Genomic DNA, 20,989 nt, shown 5'->3' with positions numbered 1-20,989 from the left:
GCCGCTCCCCGCGATGGACCTCGCCGGGTCCGGACGTTACAGCAGCGGGATGCGATCACGCCCGACTGCCCGTATCCGGACGACCCTCCTGCCGGACCTGTCCGCGTGCTGAAGGGCTTCCTGACGGTCGGCAGCTGGACCATGCTGAGCCGCATCCTGGGGCTGGTGCGCGACCAGCTGCTCGCCGCTCTGATGGGCGCCGGGCCGATGCAGGACGCCTACCAGGTGGCGTTCCGGCTGCCCAACCTGTTCCGACGGCTGTTCGGCGAGGGCGCCTTCAACTCCGCGTTCGTACCGCTTTTCTCAGGCCTGCTGGCCAAGGAAGGCCCCGACGTCGCGCGTGGTTTTGCGCGTGAGGCGCTCGGCGTGCTGCTGTTCTGGCTGCTCTGCCTGACCCTGCTCGGCGAGCTGTTCATGCCGCAGGTGATCCGGGTGATCGCCCCGGGATTTGGCGCCAACTACCAGCTCGCCGTGTCGCTCGGCCGCATCACCTTTCCCTATGTGCTGCTGATCTGTGCCGCCGCCCTGGTGTCGGGCGTTCTGAACGGCCTGGAGAAGTTCGGTGTGGCCGCCGCCGCCTACGTGCTGTTCAACGTGGTCGGCATCGCCGCGATCGTGTTCCTGACGCCGCACGTCGCCAGCGTGGCGCACGCCGCCGCCTGGGGCATCACCGCGTCGGGCGTGTTGCAGCTCGGCGTGCTGATGATCGCCTCCCACCGGGCCGGCATGGGGCTCGGCCTGCCCCGCCCGCGCCTGACGCCGCGCATGCGGCTGCTGATGCGCCGGATGCTGCCGGGCCTGGTCGGCAGCGGCATCACCCAGCTCAATCTCGGCGTCGACACCATCATCGGCACGCTGCTGCCGGCGGGGAGCGTGTCGCTGATGTATTTCGCCGACCGGGTGAACCAGCTGCCCCTCGGCGTCCTGGGTGCGGCTGCCGGCACCACCATGCTGCCGGTGCTGACCCGCCACGTGCAGACCGGCGACCTGGTGCAGGCGCACCGCACCCAGAACAGCGCCATCGAGTTCGCGCTGATCCTGACCCTGCCCGCCTGCCTCGCCCTCATGGTGCTGTCGGTGCCGATCCTCGGGACGCTGTTCGGCTACGGCGCGTTCACGCCACGCGACGTCATGCTGTCCGCCCAGTCGCTGACGGCGTACGCGTTCGGGCTGCCGTTCTTCGTGCTGATCAAGGTGCTGGCCCCCGGCTTCTTCGCCCGCGGCGACATGTCGACGCCGGTCAGGGTCGGCATGGCGACGCTCGGCTTCAACCTGTGCCTCAACCTGCTGCTGATGCACCCGCTGCAGCATGTCGGGCCGCCGCTTGCCACCAGCCTGGCCTCGGCGATCAACGCCATCGTGCTGATGGTGCTGCTGCTCCGGCGCGGCTACCTGCGGCCCGACCGAGTGATGCTGTCCCGGCTGCTGCGCATGGGCATGGCAGCGGTCGGCATGGCGGCGGTGCTGGCAATGCTCTCGCACACCCTGCTCGCCGGGCTCGAAAGCTGGCACGGGCTCTACCGCATCTGCGGGCTGCTGCTGCTGGTGACGGTCGGCATGGCCAGCTACGCGATCCTGCTGCAGCTGCTGGGCGTGTTCGACATCCGGCGGCTGCCGGCCAGGCTGCGCCAGCGGTTGCAGAGAAGACGACAACCGGCGCAGGACCGGGCCAGGGGCTGACGCTGCGTCCGAGCGAAACGGACCAGGCGAGGTCTTCAGCTCGCGCGTCCGGCGGGCCTCCTCGTGCAACGGACAGCCAGGATCCGCCGGATGATGCCGCGGCCCACCGACGTAATAAAATTAGGCAGCTACCGCTCACGCCGCAAGAAAGCGTGGCAAATCTGCGACAACATGGTGTTTTCTGAGGCAAGGGCGGTTCGGCGTGCCGGTTCTGCCTGGACAAGGGGCAGTCCGGCCAGTCACAGACAATCCTGTCGGACGCGTATCGACACCTCGCTTGTTCCGGTTGAGGGACGAGTCGACGCCAGCCTGAATGACCGGAGGATCGACATGACCCTGTTCCCTGCGACCCTGACCGCGCAGCACCGCGCCTGCTCAGGCCGAGCAAGGAACCACATGGTTCGGACCAGCCGTCGCACCCTGCTGGCCGGCGCGTCGCTGCTGCCGATGGCACTCGCCGGGTTGCTGGCGATGCCTGGCGCCGGTCTTGCCCAGACCGCAGCCCAGAGCGGGGCACAAACTGGCGCCCCGGCGGTCTCGACCGGGACCACGCCTGCGTCGGCGAGCGTCAACGGCACCGCCGCGACCGCCACCCCGGCCGCACCCGCTGCGCCCGCCGCACCGAAGACCTGGGCCAGCACGATCACCTATGGCGCACAACTCGATGCCGGGATCACCGGCAATTTCGACCGGCCGGCGGATGGGTTGAATTATGGTCGGCTGTTCGACGACAAGGCCAACACGGTGCTGCTGAACAGCCTGCAGCTGACCGTTACCCGGCCGATCGACCCGACCCTCTCGACCTACGATTTCGGCTTCATCCTGCAGGGCACGTATGGATCGGACGCGCGCTACACGCATTACCTGGGCGAGTTCGGCTATCTGACGCACGACCGTGACCAGTTCAGCATCCTGCAGGCGAACGTGACGATGCACGCGCCCTGGCTGGTAAAAGGCGGCATCGACTTCAAGCTCGGCCAGTTCGCCACGCTGATCGGCTACGAGACCATCGACCCGAGCACCAACCCGTTCTATTCGCACTCCTACAACTTCAATTTCGGCCCGTTCCAGCATACCGGCCTGCAGGCGGTGGCCCACGTCAATCCGACGCTCGATCTCTACGGCGAGGTCGATACCGGCGAGAGCACGACCTTCGGCGGCGGCGACAACAATGCCGAGCCGGCAGGCCTGGTCGGGTTCGGACTGAACGGGTTGGCGGGCGGCAAGCTGACAGCCCTCGCCTACATCCATCTCGGGCCGGAGAACGCCACCAACGCGCTGGGCAACAACGCCAACAGCGAGATGCGCTACGAGGCCGACAGCGTTGTCACCTACAAGGCGACCGACAAGCTCACCTTCGTTGCCGAGGGCCAGTGGCAGCATGACGATGCGTTCGGCGCGGACTCCTATGGCCTGGCCGGCTACGCGAGTTATGCACTGACGCCGACACTGACCGCGAATTTCCGCGGCGAGGTGTATCGCGACAATGCCGGCTTCTTCGTCGCTGCCGATCCCGGCAACCTCGACCCGATCCGGGCACTGAACGGACTGCCATCGCGCGCCTATGGTGCCGGCCGGCAGACCTACAGCGAGTGGACCTGGGGGGTGAGCTACAAGCCGGTGATCCCGCACGTGGCGCTGCTCGCCTTCCGCCCCGAAATCCGCTGGGACAAGTCGTTCAGCGGCGGCCACCCGTACAACGACCTCACCAACACCGGAAACTTCACCCTCGCCGGCGACGTGATCCTGGGGTTCTGAGCATCGTCAGGGCGCGGCGATCGACAAGACCGGTCCGGACGGACTTGCTCAGGCATATTCGATACCGTTTCGCGGTGATCGCCACCGGCCTTGTGCTGGCGGTCCCGGCTGCCGGCCGGTGTGACCAGGGTCCGGATCTCGAAGCGGCGTTCATCGCGAGTTTCGGGCATGCGTCGCCGCTTACGCGGACCCTGACCGTGCCGATCCACGATGGCCCGGATGCACCGAAGCGTGTCGGGACCGGGTCCGTCAGCTTCGGCGTCCGCCCGAACCGTCTTGTCGATCTGGGCGATCATGAGGTCGCGCTCGTGTCCTACGAGGTCAACGAGATCGTGGCCCATGCGGCTCCCGGCGCTATTGCGATCTCCTATCTCGGTCGAACATCGGGCGGCTGGGTGCCACGGCACCTCTGGCCGGAGTTGCTCACCTCCGGCGTAGGGGGCCAGCCGGCAAATGCCGGCGCCGAGCTGCATCGATTCGCAGGCGATCCGCTGTTCTTCGCGCGGAGCGCCCGGTGCGGCATGGGCGAATGCTCGGAATGGATCGGCGTCATCCGTATGTCGAGCGCGGGCCCGGTTGCTTATGACGACATCCTCGCGGGCGCAGCGTCACCGACCGGCGAAACCAAAGCGCTTATGAAGATGAACCACGACTGCGAGAGCTACGCGCTGAAGGCCCGGATCGAGCCACCGCGCCGGCTCGGGTCGCTCTTCTCGGTCCGCTATGACGGCTGGACCGCGCCGCCCGGGACGCTGTTCCCGAAGAAGCCTCTCCACCTGGTCACCGATTTCGTGCCCGACGGCACCAGGCTGGTCATGCAGCCGGCCGTGCCAGTCCCCACCTGCGGCCGCTGAACGGTCGAAGGCGCTTCACGGACGTCCGCTACGAGCGAGTTGACGGGCTGCCGCTTCGGCGGTGTCCTCCGGACGCGTATTGAATGCGATGGCTGCACCGGGTGCGCCCTTGTGGACGGCGTTGATCACGATCTCGAACAGGCCGAGGCTCCTGGGCGGGATCCTGAGGCCGCCGCCGATCACCACGCAGTCGTAATGCGTGCCGGATAATTGCCTCTCGATGGCGGGACCCGCTGTTTCATCGGGCGCGATCATGCAGGTGTCGCCCTGCCATCCCCGTGCCTCGATATCGGCGACAGCCACAGCAATGCCGGCGGCGATCTTTTCCGCATCGAACCCTGGCGGCAGGGCAGGATCGGAATAATCCACCGTTTCGGGCTTCTGGCCGATGAACAATATCCGGGTCATGATTTCCCTCCGTCCGCACGGCGAAAGCCGCCGGCCTGAACGCGATAAATTGCCATAAAACCAGAAAATCTTGTTTCTTGGGCGCGACGACAACTTGTTGCAGCGATTTCTGCCCGTTAAACGTGTGCATCCGGGCGCCTCCTGCCGTCTGGTTGCAAGAGGCGGCTGATACGATGACCTACTCCCTCGAGGGCTTCGACTGGAAATACGAGCCGGTCGTCACCTGGTCGTTCGAAACCAGTGGGGTGTCGACGCTCGGCGATACGTCGTTTTCGAACGAGGTGGTCGACGCGGCGCAGCAGAACCTGATCGAGCAGGCTTTCGCATCCTGGCAGTCACAGTCCGGGGTCATCCTGGCCCAGGTCGCCGACAACAGCAGCTCCACGGAAACTCCCGACATCCGGATCGGCTTCGGCAACCTGCTGAACGGCGCACAATCCGACGGCAACGAGATCGGGGTGACGATCCCGTATTATTATGTCGGCACCAGCGACCTGGCGCCCGGCGTGACGATCGAGTTGCAGGACCCCTCGATCACGCCGCTGCAGGCGGATGCGAGTGGCACACTGATCTATTCGGGCACCGGCGCCAGCTTCGAGCAGGTGGCGTTGCACGAGATCGGGCATGCGCTCGGGATGGCGCACGATACCAGCTCGACCGCGGTGATGTACCCGACCGCCACCGACCTGAACCGGACGTTGAGCGGTTCCGACATCGCCGGCATCCAGTCGATCTATGGTCCGAACGAAGGCCAGGGTCTGGACCAGGACACGATCTATTTCTACGGCGACAGCAGCGACTACACGCGTGCCCAGAACGGCAACGGCACGTTGCTGGTGCACGACAATGTCGGCACCGAAGGCACTACCTCCGTCACGGCCGACCAGGTCTATGTGTTCCAGGACGGCGCCGCGCTGGCCGATCCGACCGGAAATGCCGCGATCGTCGCCCGCCTCTACCACGCCGCCTTCAATCGCGACCCTGACCTGGGCGGGCTCGAGAATGCGACCAACGCGGTCAATTCCGGCCAGTCCATCGATCAGATCGCCACGGGTTTCGTGGGCTCGCAGGAATTCGCGGGCGATGGCTGGAACCAGCTGAACACTATGCAATTCATCACCCGCGCCTATGAGACCACCCTGGACCGGACCCCCGATGCGGGCGGCGCGCAGGACTGGCTGAACGGGCTGCAATCCGGCCTCAGCCGCGCCGATGTCCTTGCAGGCCTCGCCCAGAGCCAGGAGGCCCGGGCACTCTACGAACCGCTCGGCGGAGACAAGGACGATTCCGAGGTGTACCGGCTGTATGAAACAGCACTCGGCCGCGCACCCGACCCGACCGGCATGAACAGCTGGGCGACCAATCTCGATAACGGGCAGAGCACCACGCAGGTGGCGGCCGGGCTGGTCGGCTCGCAGGAGTTCGCGCGGGACTACGGCGCGTTCAGCAACACCGGTTTCGTCGCGGCGCTGTATCAGAACACGTTGCATCGCGCAGGCAGCGCCAGCGAGATCAATGGTTGGACCAGCGAGCTCGCCAACGGCGCGTCGCGGGCCAGCGTGATCGTCGGGTTTGCCGACAGCGTCGAGAACCGGCTGGATACGGCCGCCGCCACCAACGACGGATCGGTCTTCCTGAAAGGCTGAACACCGGCGGCCACATCCGGCGCAGCACCTGCCGCAGGATCGGCCGGGCGACTGGAGCAAGCTGCCGCCACCCTCTACAGATCGTCCGATGAACGACGATGTGACCCCAGACGCAGTCCGTTCGGCCGAGGGCGCGTCGCCGGCGATGGCGCAGTGGTTCGCGCTCAAGGCACGCAATCCGGACGCGCTGCTGTTCTTCCGGATGGGCGACTTCTACGAGCTGTTCTTCGCCGACGCCGAGGCCGCCGCCGCCGCCCTGGACATCGCGCTGACCGCCCGCGGCCGGCATGCCGGTGAGCCAATCGCCATGTGCGGCGTGCCGGTGGCGGCCGCCCAGGCCTATCTCGCCAGGCTGATCCGGCGCGGCTTCCGGGTTGCCATCGCCGAGCAGACCGAACCCGCCCGCAAGCCGGGACCTGGCGTGCCGAAGGGTCCGTTGTCGCGCGATGTGGTGCGGCTGGTCACCGCCGGCACCCTGACCGAGGACGAGCTGCTGGAGCCGGGCCGCCCGAGCCTGCTGCTGGCGCTGGTGCAGGCGCCTGCCCGACGCAGCGCGCGTCCGGATGCAGCGGCGAGCCCACCCGTGATCGGGGCCGCCTGGATCGACGTGTCCACAGGCCTGTTCGAGACCGCGTCCGTCAGCGGCGCGGGCGCGCTGGCGGAGCTGCTCGGCCGGCTCGATCCGGCGGAGATCCTGGCGCCGGCATCGCTGCCACTCGGCGAGTTCGAGCCACGCCGTGGCGCCGCGCCGCTGGCGCCTGCCCCGCTCGTCGCCCGCCAGCGCCTGGCCGAGCCGTTCGGCGCCGCCAGCCTCGACGCGTTCGGCAGCTTCACGGACGAGGAGGCGATGGCCGGCATGGTCGTGCTGGACTACGTGCGCGACAGCCAGGCGGGCCAGCTGCCGCGGCTGTCCCGCCCATCGTCGCAGGGCGCCGGTGGCAGCGGCGGCCTGCTGGGACTCGATCCGGCGACGCGCGCCAGCCTGGAACTGCTGCGCAGCCGAGACGGCACCACCGAGCACAGCCTGTTCGCGTGCGTCGCCCGCACGGTCACCGCACCCGGCAGCCGGATGCTGGCAGGTTGGATCGCCGGCCCGCTGACCGACCTCGACCGCATCGTCGCCAGGCAGGATGGCTGGAGTGTCCTGGCCGGCGATCCCACCTGCACGAGCGCCTTGCGGCAGGCCCTTCGGGGTGCGCCCGACATCGCACGCGCACTGGGGCGATTGTCGGTCGGCCGCGGCCAGCCGCGCGACCTGGCCGCCTTGCGCGACGGGCTGTTCGCGGCGCGCGAGGCGGCGGCGGCACTCGACCTGGCCGCCGGACATGGCGACCGCGGTGCCGACCGGGCGGCTGCGATCCACTCGCCGTTGCCGGAGCTTCTGAAGCGCGCGCGCGGCATCCTGCGCGACGGCACGGCGCTCGAAACACTTCTTGCCGCCGCACTCAGCCCCGACCTGCCGGCCCGGCTCGAGGACGGTGGCACCATCGCCACCGGCTTCGATGGCGAGCTCGATGCCGAACGCGCCTTGCGGGACGACAGCCGACGCGTGATCGCTGGCTTGCAGATGCAGTACGCGCAAGCCTTCGGGGTCGCCAGCCTGCGCATCAGGCACCACGCCCAGCTCGGCTACGTGATCGAGGTGCCGGTCGCGGCGGCAGCCCAGCTCAAGGGCCGCCCGGAGCTGGTGCTGCGCCAGGGCACCGCCAGCGCCGCCCGGTTCTCCACCGACGAGCTCGCCGATCTAGACCGGCGCATCGGCGAGGCCGCCGACCGCACCCTGCAGCGCGAGCGCCTGGTGTTCGGGTCGCTGGTGGCACAGGCGCTGGCGCATGCCACGCTGCCCACGATCGCCGAGGCACTGGCGTTGCTCGACGTGCTGCAATCCTGCGCCGGGATTGCGGCCAGCGGACGCTGGTGCCGGCCGGTGCTGACCGACGATGCGTCGTTCCGGCTGGAGCAGGCGCGGCATCCGGTGGTGGAGGCCGCGCTCACCCGCACCGACCGCTTCACCCCCAACGATTGCGACCTCTCCCCCGATCGCCGGGTGATGCTGCTGACCGGGCCCAACATGGCCGGCAAGTCGACCTTCCTGCGCCAGGCCGCCATCGCCGTGGTGCTGGCCCAGGCCGGGCTGCCGGTGGCGGCGGACGCGGCCCGGATCGGCGTGGTGGACAGGCTGTTCAGTCGCGTAGGCGCCGCCGACGATCTGGCCCGCGGCCGCAGCACCTTCATGGTCGAGATGATCGAGACCGCGGCGATCCTGCACCTGGCCGGCCCGCGCTCGCTGGTGGTGGTGGACGAGATCGGCCGCGGCACCTCGACCCTCGACGGGCTGGCGATCGCCTGGGCGGTGCTGGAGTCGCTGGCCGGCGCGCAACGCTGCCGCACCATCTTCGCGACCCACTTCCACGAGCTCGGCGAGCTGGCCGAGACGCTCCCGGGCCTCTGCGCCCACACCATGAGCGTGCGCGAATGGAAGGGCCAGGTGGTGTTCCGCCACGAGGTCGTCAAAGGTGTCGCTGGGCGCAGCTGGGGCGTGCACGTGGCGCGGCTCGCCGGGGTGCCGGAACCGGTGGTGCGCCGGGCCGGGCGGCTGCTGGCCAGCCTGGAAAAAACCCGCGCCGCGAGCCGGCCGCCGCTGCCGCTGTTCGCCGGGCTGGACGAACCCGAACCTGTGGATCCGCCACCGCCGGACACCGGCACGACCGCTCCCAGGCCCGATGCGCTCGGCCACGCCCTCGGCGCGATCGATCCCGACCAGCTGACGCCGCGCGAGGCGCTGGACGCGCTCTATCGGCTGAAGGCGATCTTTGCTGCAATGCACGATGTTGCTGTTGCCGCGGACGGCGACGCGCTACGATCGTGAGACAATGCCTACACCAGCCTCGCTGTTCATGGATCCAGAGGATGCCGCCCGCGCCCTCGCCTTGGCACTCGCAAAACCTGCAGACGCCGGACCGACGCCGCGCGCCGCAGCCCTGGCCTTGTTCCGACGTCATCTGGCGCGGATCCAGCAGGCCATCCGCGACGAGTTCGAGCAGCACCGGCTCGATGGCGAGACCGCCGCGCAGAGCCTCTCCGCCCTCACCGACGGGCTGATCGACGCGCTGCACGACTTCACCCTGAACGACGCCTTGCAGGAGCAGATCGCCGCCGCCCGGCTCACGCTTGCCGAATCGGCACCGGGCATGACGCTGGCGATCGCGGCCACCGGCGGCTACGGGCGCGGCACCCTGGCGCCGTTCAGCGACATCGACCTGTTGTTCCTGACCGACGAGGAGCCGGCGCCGGCGATCCTCGCGGCGGTCGAGTTCATGCTCTATTTCCTGTGGGACCTGGGGCTCAAGGTCGGGCACGCGACGCGCTCGGTCAGCCAGTGCATCGCCGAGGCCGCCGACGACACCACCATCCGCACCACGCTGCTGGACGCCCGCCGCATCGCCGGCGACGACGCGCTGTTCGCGATGTTCCAGGCCCGCTACATCGTCGCCTGCGTCGAGGCGGGTCCGGGCGGGTTCATCGCCGACAAGCAGCGGGAGCGCGCCATCCGCCACCAGCGCTACGGCGAGAGCCCGTTCCTGGTCGAGCCGAACATCAAGGAAGGCCGCGGCGCGCTGCGCGACCTGCAGACGCTGTACTGGCTCAGTCGCGACACCTTCGGCACCAGCAGTTTCGCCGAGCTGGCCCGCCCGACCGGCCGATATCGCGGCACCCCCGGCCTGCTGACCGAACAGGAAGCCAAGCGCGCGCAACGCTCGTGGGACTTCCTCTGGACGGTGCGATTCCACCTCCACTACATCGCTGGCCGCGCCGAGGAGCGCCTCACCTTCGACATGCAGCCGGTGGTCGGCGCCCGCATGGGATACACGCGGCACGGTCGCCAGGTCGGTGTCGAGCGCTTCATGCGGCACTATTTCCTGACCGCACGCGAGGTGATGCGCCTCACCCACATCCTGGAACCGCAGGTGCTGCGCGAGGCGCTCGGGGTTCCGGCGGCTGCGCGCCAGGCTGACCCGGCGCTGCTGGCGGCAGGCTTCGAGCTCGTCGACGGGCAGATCATGCCGGCGCCCGGGGTGTCGTTCGACGACCAGCCGATCATGATGCTGCGGCTGCTGGCGCAGGCCTGCGAGCGGCGCCTGGCGATCCACCCGCTGGCGATGCACGCGCTGATCCGCTGGGAGCGACGTGCGGCCTCGCTGCGTGGCGACGCCGAGGCCAACCGCATCCTGCTCGGGCTGATCTGCGGCACACGGCCGGAGCGGCGTCCCAGACCCATCTCCGCGGAGCCGGCGGGCACGACCGGGGGCCGCGCCTCGCCGCCCGACGAGATCGGCCGCGGTGAGCCGGCGCAGTCCGGCGCCAGGTGGCTGCATGTGCTGAACGAGACCGGGCTGCTGGGCCGGCTGATCCCGGAATGGTCGCGCATCGTCGGCCAGATGCAGTTCGACACCTATCACGTCTTCACCGTCGACGAGCACACCATCGAGGCGGTGCGCATCCTCGGCATGCTCGAGGCCGGGCTGCTCGCCGAGGAGACGCCGGTCGCCAACGATCTCGTCGAGGACCTGCAATCGCGCCGCGCGTTGTATGTGGCGACGCTGCTGCACGACATCGCCAAGGGCCGCGGCGGCGATCATTCCGAGCTCGGTTCGGAAGTGGCGCTGCAGCTGTGTCCGACGCTCGGCCTCTCGGCGGAAGAAACCGAGACGGTGTCGTGGCTGGTGCTGCATCACCTGCTGCTCAGCCAGACCGCGTTCCACCGCGATATCGACGACCCTAAAACCATCCTGGACCTCGCCGACACCATCCAGTCGCCGGAGCGGCTTCGGCTGCTGCTGATCCTGACCATCATCGACATGCGCGCGGTGGGCCCGAAGGTCTGGAACAACTGGAAGGCGACGCTGCTGCGCGAGCTGTACGGGCGGGTGGCGGAAGTGCTGGCCGGCGGTCTCGCGACCCCGGAGCGCGACGTCCGGGTATCGCGCGCCAAGGACGCGGTGCGCGACCTGCTCGAGGCGGACGGATTCGAACCCGCCGAGATCGCGACGTTCCTGGCCCTCGGCTATGGCGGCTACTGGCTGTCGTTCGACCCGGAAACGCACGCCCGGCACGCGAGGATGATCCGCGAAAGCACCGCGCGGGCCTCGACGCTCACCGTCGACACGCAGCCTTTGCCGGCGCGCGCGGTCACCGAGGTCACCATCTACACCAGCGATCATTCAGGCCTGTTCAGCCGGATTGCCGGAGCGCTCGCGGTGGCCGGCGCCTCGATCGTCGATGCGCGCATCCACACCATGACCAACGGCATGGCGCTCGACACCTTCTGGGTGCAGGACGCGGCCGAGGACACGTTCGACGCGCCGCATCGGCTCGCCCGCCTCACCATCCTGGTCGAGCAGGCGCTCTCGGGGCGGATCGACCTCGCCAGCGAGATCGCCAAGTCGTCGAGCAGCCTGATGGGCCGGCGAATGCGGGCGATCCATGTGCCGCCGCGCGTCGTGGTGGATAATCGCGCGTCCAATACCCACACGGTGATCGAGGTGAATGGCCGCGACCGCCCCGGCCTGCTGCACGACGTCACCGCGGCGATCAGCCAGCAGGGGTTGCAGATCGCGTCCGCGCATATCACGACGTACGGCGTGCGCGCGGTGGATGTGTTCTACGTGAAGGACGTCTTCGGGCTGAAGCTCAGCAACGAACGCAAGCTCGACGAGTTGCGCGTGAGCCTGGTCGGCGTGCTCACCCGCGCCGAGGACGCGATCGCAGCACTCGCCGGCCCGCCGCCGGAACGCAGGCGTACCGGCACGACGGCCTAGAGCTTTTCCCGATCGAGAGGGATCGAAAGAAAACTCCAGGTCGTTGTCTGGCGAGCAATCATATCCGATCGATACGCGAGATCGATCGGATGATGCTCTAGAACCCGAGGATCACATCGGCGGCGAGGGTGAAGCTGCCGTTGTCGGCGAGGCCGTTATACGGGTGGCCGCCGCTGAACGATTTGTCCCAGCGAATTTCCGGGCGGAACGCGAGCAACGCCACATGCGGGATCACCGGCTTGTAGCTCACGCCCCAGGTCCACTCGCTGTAGGTCTGCCGGCCGGCCGAGAACGAGCTGTTGGACAGTCCGTTGAGCGCACGCACGTTGTCCAGGTTCCCGGGATAGGCCGCGACGAAGAAACCGGAGTTGTCGCGATACACCTCGCCGCGGAAATTGGCCGTCAGCGTCGGTGTCAACGCGTAGCTCGCGTAGCCCGCCGCACCATACGCTTCCGCACCGACCAGATCGTCATGCAGCCAGTTCAGCTCCAGCACGAAGGTCAGCTTGTCGGTCGCCTTGTAGGTGTTGATCAGGTCGCTCTCGTAGCGCATCTCGCTGTTGGCATCGTTGCCGATCGCGTTGGTCGCGTTCTCCGGCCCGAAATGCGACAGCGCCAGCACGGTCAGCTTGCCGCCCGCCAATCCGTTCAGTCCGAACCCGACCAGGCCGGCCGGCTCGGCATTGTTGTCGCCGCCACCGAACGTGGTGCTCTCGCCGGTATCGACTTCGCCATAGATGTCGAGCATCGGGCTGACATGCACGACCGCTTCCAGTCCGGTGTGCTGGAACGGACCGAAATTGAACATGTAGGAGTGCGAATAGAACGGGTTGGTGCTGGGATCGATGGTTTCGTAGCCGATCGGTGTCACGAACTGGCCGAGCTTGAAGTCGATGCCGCCCTTCACCAGCCAGGGCGCATGCAGCAGCAGGTTCGCCTGCAGCAGGGTGAACTGGTTGCGGTCGCTGGTGACGTTGTCGAACTCGCCGAGGAAATGAGTGTAGCGCACGTCGGAACCGTACGTGCCCTGCAGCGTGAAGCCGATATCGTAGCCGCTGGACGAGCTGTCGATCGGCCGGGTGGCGGTCAGCTGCAACTGGTTCAGCAGCACCGTGTTGGCCTTGTCGTCGAACAACCGGCCGTAATTCAGCCCGTCCGACGGGCGGTCGAAATTGCCGGTGATGCCGGCATCGACCTGCGCGCCGAAGGTGATGGTGCTGGCCCAACTTTTCGGGGCAGCCGGCGCAGCGGGAGCAGCCGTGGCGCCCACCGCATTGACGCTGGCCGCAGCGGTCGGCGCCGGTGAAGCACCAGGTGCGACGCTTTGCGCTTGCGCCACTGCGCACGTCATCACGAACGTTGCGCCAGCAAGAGCGCTCGTTCCGAGCAATCTTCTGGCACCGCGGCCCAAGGAAATTCGTCTGTTGATCACGTGTCGCCACCCAAACTCTGTCGGCATGGACGTGCGGGTGCGACCCGTCATGATTCAGGCGGGCCGGCGCAGTCCTGCTGGCGGAGTTAGGCCAGCGACCCGGGTAAAGCCGCGATACGGATCTGGCGGGATTGCATAAACCCGGCATAAACGACGACGGCTGTGGCTGTATTTACACATGATTTATTTGGCTGCCCCGCAATGCGTATCGATCCTTTACGCGCGTCCGCCGCACTGTGTGGTCATCCGGAAGCGTTCATGCCCCGGTGGAGACTGATGGCAATGAGTGAGTCACTTCGTGATCGTCGCACGCGATATGCCCGCACGATCCTGCAATCCCGGTCGAGCTCGGTCGCACTCGTCGGCGAGACGTCCGACCTGGAGGGGATGCGCGTCCTGGTGCTCGGCTGCTACCCCGCCGATACCCTGTCCGCCCTGATCCATACCGAATGCCGCCGTGCCGAGGCACGTCTGCCCGACGCCCACACCGAGACCCGGTCCGCCGACATCGTCCTGGTGCCGCATGCGACGCTGGTCACCATCGGCCGCATCATCAACCAGGCCGTGCGCTCGCTCGACGATCACGGCCGCATGGTGATCGCCGTTCCGCACGCCGAGCGCGACTTTGTCGGTGTGGCCATGAAGGCGCTGGTGCAGGCCGGCTTCGACGCGCCCTACCTGCAGACCGATGGCGGCGAGATGCGGATCCATACCGGCCGCGGCGTGATCGCACGCCGGGCCTGAGCGCCAGGGCTACTGGCGCGCCCGATCGGCCAGTGCCGAGGCCAGGCGCGCCACCGGATCGAGCCAGGCCTGGTCTGGTGGCAGCGGTTCGGCCTGGCGGAACTGGCGCAGGGACGGATACCACAGGCTGTGCCCGTCCGGGCCGGTGCCGCCCTCCTGCCAGCGCCAGTCGCCGCCGAAGCGGTTGAGCAGCCAGACCGGACGACCGAGCGCTCCGGCGAGGTGCGCGATCGCGGTATCGACGCTCACCACCAGGTCGAGCTCGGCAATGAGCGCCGCAGTCGTGGCGAGATCGGACAGCGGCGCCGGCGGCACGACCAGGCGCATTCCGTCCGGCGCCACATCGGATGCGGCCGCACCCTGCTGCAACGAGACCAGGCTGACGCCGGCGACCCCGGCCAGCGGCGCCAGGTCGGCCAGCCGCATCGACCGGCGGCGATCGAACCGATAGGTCGGGCTGCCGGCCCAGGCGAGACCGACCCTCAGTCCCGGCAGCGATCCGACGAATTCCCGCAAGGCCGGCTCGTCCGATGCGCTGAGGTAGGGCACGAATGGCGGTGGCGCCGGCGCGTGCAGCAGGTGCGGCAGGCTGAGCAGGCTGGCACGGGCACCGCAGCTGCCGATCGCGGGATCGTCCAACGGCACCACCCGGCAGTGCGGGTCGGCGAAGTGTCGCGCCAGCCCGAGCAACGGCGCCGGCAGTGCCAGCACGACCGGTCCGAGGCGCGCGGCAAGCGGCACGTAGCGCAGGAACTGGATCGCGTCGCCCAGGCCCTGCTCGGCATGCAGCAGCAGCGCGGCGCCATCCGCCGGCGTATGACCGTCCCACTCCGGAAGCTGCCGTGCCGAGGCCGGCGCGGCTGCCGACACCAGCGATCGCCGCGCCTCGAACAACGCCCAGCCTTCCTGCAGCCGCGCCGTGTCATCGGGCCCGCGACCGCGCAGGTCGGCGGTCGCCAGCAACACCGTTGCCCGGTTGAAACGCGCGCGTGCCGCGTGATCGGAACCAGCGGGTGCGCGCGTCTCGACCGTCCGGAAGCAGGCCTCCGCCTCGGCATGGCGCCCGAGATCGGTCAGCACGCTGCCGCGATTGACCAGGATGGCGTCCTCAGCCGGCGCCAGTTCCGCCGCGCGGCCGAGTTGACGCTCGGCCTCGACCACGTCGCCCTGCGCCATCAATACCAACCCGAGATTGCTCAGCGTGGCCGGGCTCGGCGTTCCCGTCGCCGCAGCCTGGCGCAGCAGCGTGCCGGCCTCGTCGAGCTGGTGACGCTCGAACAGCAGCCCGCCGAGATTGGCCAGCGCGCCGGCATCCTCCGGAAGCAGCGCCACTGTCCTGCGGAACGCCGCCTCTGCCTCCGCAAGCCGTCCGAGCCGCCCGAGCAGGGCGCCGAGCTGATGCCAGGATTGCGCATCGTCGGGCGCCAGGCTGGTGGCGGTGCGCCGGCTCGCGATCGCCTCGTCGAAGCGACCGAGCCGTTCCAGCGTGGTGGCCAGGGCGACATGCGCCCGCGGATCGTCGGGTTCGCGCAGGACCGCCACCTGCAGCGCCGCCCGCGCCTCCTCGGCATGCCCGAGCTCTGCCAGCGCCTGTCCGAGATCGATATAATAGTGGGCGACCTCCGGCCGGGCGCGCACCGCACGACCGATGAAGGCGACGCCGAGGTCGCTGCGGCCGCCGATCCGGGCCAGCACCCCCATGCCGTGCAGGCTGTCGGCGTGATCGGGCTGCACCGACAGTGCCTCGCGATACAGGATCTCCGCCTCGGTCAGCATGCCGAGACGGTGCTGCTGCAGGGCCTCGGTCGCGAGCGCGTCCGCCTGCGTGGCCCGGCGTCGTGCGTCGCGTCGGCTGCTCGGGGCGGCTGCTGGTCCGGGTTCATGTCTCGACATCGATGCCGGTTCTAGCCGAACCGCCAGCTCGGGTCGAAGCGGGCGGGTCGAAGCCGGTGGCAATTTCCGCGGCGTCCGGGTTTCCCTGGGCCTGGCCTGTCGCTATGCCGGGAACGGTCTGCGCACCGATTGCAAGAGAACGTGCCAAAAAACGTGCCCAGAAAACGCAGCAGGAGTGGCGGATGCAGGCCTATCACGCGCTGGAACGACGTTTCGCCAGGCTCAGCCGTCTGGATGGCGCGCTCGGCATTCTCGGCTGGGACAAGGAGGCGATCATGCCGCTGGGTGCGGCGACCGAGCGGGGCGAGCAGATCGCCACCCTGTCGGTGATCCGCCACGAGCTGCTGACCGACAGCGAGACCGACGAGCTGCTCGACCGCGCCGAACGTGACGACGCGGGCGCGCTGGATACGTGGCAGGCTGCCAACCTGCGCGAGATGCGACGCCAGCATGCGCATGCCGTGGCGGTGCCGGGCGATCTCGTCGAGGCGGCCTCGCGCGCGGCCACCACCTGCGAGGTCGCATGGCGGCAGGCGCGGGCGGAGAACGACTTCGCCGGGCTGCTGCCGTTGCTCACGGAGGTGCTGGAGACCCAGCGCGAGGTCGGGCGTGCGAAAGGCGCCGCGCTGGGGTTGTCGCCGTACGACGCGCTGCTCGACCAGTACGACCCCGGCACCACCCAGGCCTTCATCGACCCGATCTTTGCCCGCCTGCAGGAGGGGTTGCCGGCGCTGCTGGCGGAGGTGCTGGAGCACCAGGCGCGGCTGCCGCCGCCATTGCCCCTGCCCGGTCCGTTCCCGGTGGCGTTGCAACGCGAGCTTGCCGGCCAGCTGATGCGCGCGGCCGGCTTCGACGAGAGCCGCGGGCGTCTCGATACCAGCACGCACCCGTTCTGCGGCGGCGCCACCGACGACGTCCGGATCACCACGCGGTACGACGAGAGCGATTTCTCAGGTGCGCTGATGGGCGTGCTGCATGAGACCGGGCATGCGCTCTATGAGCAGGGCCGCCCCCGCGAGTGGCTCAGCCAGCCGGTCGGCCAGGCGCGCGGCATGACGCTGCACGAAAGCCAGTCGCTGCTGATCGAGATGCAGGCCTGCCGTGGCGACGCGTTTCTCTCGTATCTGGCGCCGCTGCTCCGGCAGACGTTCGGCGACAACGCCGCGTGGTCGCCGGAAAATCTTGGCCGCCATTACCGGCGGGTGCGCCCGGGTCTGATCCGGGTCGATGCCGACGAGGTGACTTACCCGGCGCACGTGCTGCTGCGCTACCAGCTCGAGAAGTCGCTGATCGCCGGTGACCTGGCACTCGCGGATCTGCCTGCTGCATTCAATGACGGACTGCGCGCGCTGATCGGCATTGACGTGCCGGACGATCGACGAGGCTGCCTGCAGGACATTCACTGGCCGGGCGGCGCCTGGGGCTACTTCCCGACCTACACCCTCGGTGCGATGACCGCGGCCCAACTGTTCGCAGCTGCGACACGATCAGAGCCTCGGCTCGATCCCCGCCTGGCGACCGGCGACTTTTCGGTCTTGCTGGAGTGGTTGAGGCTGAATGTGCATCGAAAGGCGAGCGTCTCGACCACCGCCCGGATCGTGTCCGAGGCGACCGGCCGGGAACTCGACGCTGCGATCTACCAGGCCTACCTGCGGGATCGTTACCTTGAGCGTTAACGAAGCGGCAACCTGGGGGCGCGATAACCCAGGTGCCGTACCGGTTCCTAGTTCGTGGCAGTGACGAACGATGCGGGCATCGGCATGATCACTCCGGCTTCCGTTGCCGCAACCGTCCCGATCGCGAAGGTCATGATCATACCTGTGAGGAGGATAACCCGTGCCATCTCGCTGCGCTCGCTGACTTCAGTTGAACCGATTGCTGCATCAAGTCCTGGGCAATTTGCGCGGTTGCCTCACGTTCCCGTCAGCATCCTGCTTCGCTGCCTGCTGCTGCCGGCGATCCTGATCGGCTGCATCCACGCTTCGGCCCGGGCAAGCACCACGCCGCCGGTGTCGCCACCGGCCAATGCGTCGGCCACTGGGCCTGCGACCGTGGTTCCGGCGGATGCGCTGACCGAGCGGGCGCAATCCCGGCAGCTGGTCTGGAGCGGCGTGGTCGTCGCGCCGGATGGTCGCACGTTCGTGGTCATGCCGCGGCTGGCCAACAGCTCCGGCCCGCAACTGGCACAACTCGCCGCCGATGGCACCCTGACACCCTATCCGGATGCCGGCTGGAACCGGGCCCCGGTCACCGCTCCGACCCCGGCCGGACCATCCGATCACGCCCCGGGTGGCGCGCAGCCGGCCGCCCCGGCGTTTGTCGGACTGACCGCGATCCGTCTGTCGCCGGATGGTGCGCTGTGGGCGGTCGATACCGGCTCGCCCGGGTTCGGCAAGTCGGCGCTGCCGGACGCCAGCCGGCTGATCCGGATCGATCTCGGCTCCGGCCAGGTCACCCGGGTGCTCACGCTTTCCGCCGACATGCTGCGGCCGAAGAGCGTGCTCGCAGACATCCGCTTCAATGGCGGACATGCCTATGTGACCGATGCCGGAGCGCCCGGCCTGATCGTCGTCGATCTCGCAGCCGGCAGCTTCCGCCGTGTGCTCGACCATGATCCGGCGCTGACCGGCCAGCGCCCGGTCACGGTGGATGGCGAAATGCTGAAGGGTCCGGACGGCAAGCCCGCGATGAACCTCGGCAGCCTGCTCGAGGTCACCCCGGATGGACGTTATCTCTATGTGCAGCCGTTTTGCGGTCCGATGTCACGCATCGCCACGGCGTTGCTGGACGACCCACAGGCCTCGCCGCGATCGCTCTCCAACGGGATGGCGTTCTGGTACGACACCCCGGCGCTCGGCGGCATGGCGATCGCCGCGGACGGCACGCTCTACCTGAACGACCTCGAAACCGACAGCATCCTCACCCTGTCGCCGGCGCGCCAGCTCGGGCTGCTGCTGCACGATCCCCGGCTGCACTGGGCCGGCGGATCGTCCCTGGGATCGGGTGGCGTGCTGACCGTGCCGGTGCCGCAACTCGATCGCGCGGCCACCTTCCATCACGGCCATAGTCAGGTCCAATTCCCGGTGGGGTTGTATTCGCTGAAGCCGGTGGAGTTGGCGGCGGCGGCAACGCAGGCCGGCAAGGTGGCGGCGGCACCCGCGCCCGGTCCTGCTCCAGCGGCAGCAAAGGGCCCGGCGCGTCCGGACGCCACTCCGCGGGTTCCGCCATGAACCGGTGCCGGCGAGCCCCCGCCCCTTCGCGCCGACCTGGACCCTGCCTATGATCGGGGCCATGCGTTATGTCTCAACCAGGGGCCAGGCCCCGATCCGCGACTTCTCCGGCGTCCTGCTTGCGGGGCTGGCCGAAGATGGCGGCCTCTACATGCCGGAGCAGTGGCCCGAGTTCTCCGCTTCCGACTGGCGGGCGATGCGCGGCCTGACCTACCCGGAGCTGGCAGCCCGGGTGATGGCACCGTTCACCGCCGGCGCGATCGATTTCGAGACGCTGCGGGAGATGTGCCAGGCAGCCTACGCAGGCTTCGCGCACCCGGCGATCGTTCCGCTGGTGCAGCTCGACCACGAGCTGTTCACCCAGGAGCTGTTCCACGGCCCGACGCTGGCCTTCAAGGACCTGGCGATGCAGCTGCTCGGCCGGCTGTTCGACCACGTGCTGCGCCAGCAGGACCGCCGCGTCACCATCGTCGGCGCCACCTCCGGCGATACCGGCTCGGCGGCGATCGAGGCCTGCCGCGACCGCGAGCGCCTGGAGGTGGTGATCCTGCATCCGCTCGGCCGCACCAGCGAGGTGCAGCGCCGGCAGATGACCACCGTGCTCTCGCCCAACATCGCCAACCTGGCCGTCGAGGGCACCTTCGATGACTGCCAGGACCTGGTGAAGGCGATGTTCGCCGACGCCCCGTTCCGCGACGACATGCAGCTGAGTGCGGTGAACTCGATCAACTGGGCCCGGGTCGCCGCACAGATCCCCTACTACGTGGCGTCCGCTCTGGCGCTGGGTGCTCCCGACAGGGAGGTGGCGTTCGCAGTGCCCACAGGCAATTTCGGCAACGTGCTGGCGGCCTGGGCCGCGCGCCGGATGGGACTGCCGATCGTGCGGCTCGCCGTCGGCTCCAACCACAACGACATCCTGTCGCGCTTCCTCGGCGCCAACGACATGAGCGTGCGCGGGGTGACGCCGAGCCTGTCGCCCAGCATGGACATCCAGGTCAGCTCCAACTTCGAGCGGCTGCTGTTCGAGCTGCTGGGCCGGGACGCGACTGCCACCGCCGCCCTCATGACCGGCTTCCGCCGCGAGGGCCGGATGGCGGTGCCGGACGCGGTCTGGCGGGATGCGACCTCACTGTTCCACGGCCTGACCCTGGACGATGCCGCGACCTCGGCCGAGATCCGCCGCCTGCATGACCAGGCGGGCTACCTGGCCGACCCGCACACCGCGATCGGCATCTCCGCCGCTCGCGCCGCCCGCATCCCCGGCGTTCCCATGGTGGCGATGGCGACCGCGCATCCGGCCAAGTTCCCGGACGCCATCCGGGCCGCCACCGGGTTGACGCCCCCCCTGCCCGAGCACCTCGCCGACCTCTACCAGCGACCGGAGCGCTACCGCGTGGTGGCGAACCGTCTCGATGCGGTCGAGGATGCGGTGCGCGGCGCGGTGCTGAAGAACGCCGCCTGAACCCCCATATCCCTCTCCAGCCCGGCACCCAGACGCGGCCACCGAGCGCGCCACCAGGAACCC

General features: G+C 68.8%; 13 protein-coding genes. 10 read left to right on the top strand and 3 right to left on the bottom strand.

The window, feature by feature from the left end; all coding sequences use genetic code 11:
- The first annotated feature begins 105 nt into the window (after positions 1 to 105).
- The 3 genes from murJ (at position 106) to ACOEQ2_RS14520 (ending at position 4,292) form a co-directional block, all read left to right on the top strand.
- A complete protein-coding gene (murJ, locus tag ACOEQ2_RS14530; protein WP_419728674.1) occupies positions 106 to 1,680 on the top strand; it encodes a murein biosynthesis integral membrane protein MurJ in 1,575 nt (524 codons plus the stop codon).
- A gap of 396 nt (positions 1,681 to 2,076) precedes the next feature.
- Complete coding sequence (locus tag ACOEQ2_RS14525; protein ID WP_419728673.1) at positions 2,077 to 3,438, top strand: outer membrane beta-barrel protein; 1,362 nt, start codon at positions 2,077 to 2,079, stop codon at positions 3,436 to 3,438.
- A 74-nt stretch (positions 3,439 to 3,512) separates the two neighbouring features.
- Complete coding sequence (locus tag ACOEQ2_RS14520; RefSeq protein WP_419728672.1) at positions 3,513 to 4,292, top strand: hypothetical protein; 780 nt, start codon at positions 3,513 to 3,515, stop codon at positions 4,290 to 4,292.
- A 15-nt stretch (positions 4,293 to 4,307) separates the two neighbouring features.
- Here ACOEQ2_RS14520 and ACOEQ2_RS14515 read toward each other — a convergent pair whose 3' ends face one another.
- Entirely contained in the window at positions 4,308 to 4,793 is a 486-nt protein-coding gene (locus ACOEQ2_RS14515; protein ID WP_419728671.1) for a hypothetical protein, read from the bottom strand.
- 80 nt (positions 4,794 to 4,873) lie between these two features.
- Here ACOEQ2_RS14515 and ACOEQ2_RS14510 point away from each other — a divergent pair, with 80 nt between their 5' ends.
- The 3 genes from ACOEQ2_RS14510 (at position 4,874) to ACOEQ2_RS14500 (ending at position 12,165) form a co-directional block, all read left to right on the top strand.
- Entirely contained in the window at positions 4,874 to 6,346 is a 1,473-nt protein-coding gene (locus ACOEQ2_RS14510; RefSeq protein WP_419728670.1) for a DUF4214 domain-containing protein, read from the top strand.
- A gap of 88 nt (positions 6,347 to 6,434) precedes the next feature.
- Positions 6,435 to 9,215, top strand: a complete 2,781-nt coding sequence (gene mutS, locus ACOEQ2_RS14505) for a DNA mismatch repair protein MutS (RefSeq protein ID WP_419728669.1) — start codon at positions 6,435 to 6,437, stop codon at positions 9,213 to 9,215.
- Between the two features lie 28 nt (positions 9,216 to 9,243).
- Positions 9,244 to 12,165: a [protein-PII] uridylyltransferase gene (locus ACOEQ2_RS14500; protein ID WP_419731237.1), complete on the top strand. Its 2,922-nt coding sequence runs from the start codon at positions 9,244 to 9,246 to the stop codon at positions 12,163 to 12,165.
- A gap of 97 nt (positions 12,166 to 12,262) precedes the next feature.
- Here ACOEQ2_RS14500 and ACOEQ2_RS14495 read toward each other — a convergent pair whose 3' ends face one another.
- Complete coding sequence (locus tag ACOEQ2_RS14495; RefSeq protein WP_419731236.1) at positions 12,263 to 13,516, bottom strand: outer membrane beta-barrel protein; 1,254 nt, start codon at positions 13,514 to 13,516, stop codon at positions 12,263 to 12,265.
- Positions 13,517 to 13,879: 363 nt separating this feature from the next.
- On the opposite strand from ACOEQ2_RS14495, the gene ACOEQ2_RS14490 reads away from it, so the two are divergent.
- The gene (locus ACOEQ2_RS14490) at positions 13,880 to 14,341 is read left to right on the top strand and encodes a hypothetical protein (protein WP_419728668.1); all 462 of its coding nucleotides are present in this window, start codon (positions 13,880 to 13,882) and stop codon (positions 14,339 to 14,341) included.
- 9 nt (positions 14,342 to 14,350) lie between these two features.
- Here ACOEQ2_RS14490 and ACOEQ2_RS14485 read toward each other — a convergent pair whose 3' ends face one another.
- Positions 14,351 to 16,234, bottom strand: a complete 1,884-nt coding sequence (locus ACOEQ2_RS14485; RefSeq protein ID WP_419728667.1) for a tetratricopeptide repeat protein — start codon at positions 16,232 to 16,234, stop codon at positions 14,351 to 14,353.
- 182 nt (positions 16,235 to 16,416) lie between these two features.
- Here ACOEQ2_RS14485 and ACOEQ2_RS14480 point away from each other — a divergent pair, with 182 nt between their 5' ends.
- The 3 genes from ACOEQ2_RS14480 to thrC all read left to right on the top strand — a co-directional run bounded on the left by ACOEQ2_RS14480 (position 16,417) and on the right by thrC (position 20,926).
- Positions 16,417 to 17,910: a carboxypeptidase M32 gene (locus tag ACOEQ2_RS14480; RefSeq protein WP_419728666.1), complete on the top strand. Its 1,494-nt coding sequence runs from the start codon at positions 16,417 to 16,419 to the stop codon at positions 17,908 to 17,910.
- 231 nt (positions 17,911 to 18,141) lie between these two features.
- Entirely contained in the window at positions 18,142 to 19,464 is a 1,323-nt protein-coding gene (locus ACOEQ2_RS14475) for an L-dopachrome tautomerase-related protein (protein WP_419728665.1), read from the top strand.
- A 61-nt stretch (positions 19,465 to 19,525) separates the two neighbouring features.
- Entirely contained in the window at positions 19,526 to 20,926 is a 1,401-nt protein-coding gene (thrC, locus tag ACOEQ2_RS14470; RefSeq protein WP_419728664.1) for a threonine synthase, read from the top strand.
- Positions 20,927 to 20,989 lie beyond the last annotated feature (63 nt).

Source organism: Lichenicola sp., from assembly GCF_965198575.1.
GTDB lineage: Bacteria > Pseudomonadota > Alphaproteobacteria > Acetobacterales > Acetobacteraceae > Lichenicola.
Note: the sequence above shows the minus strand (reverse complement) of the source record. Positions and strands in the feature narration are given on the sequence as shown.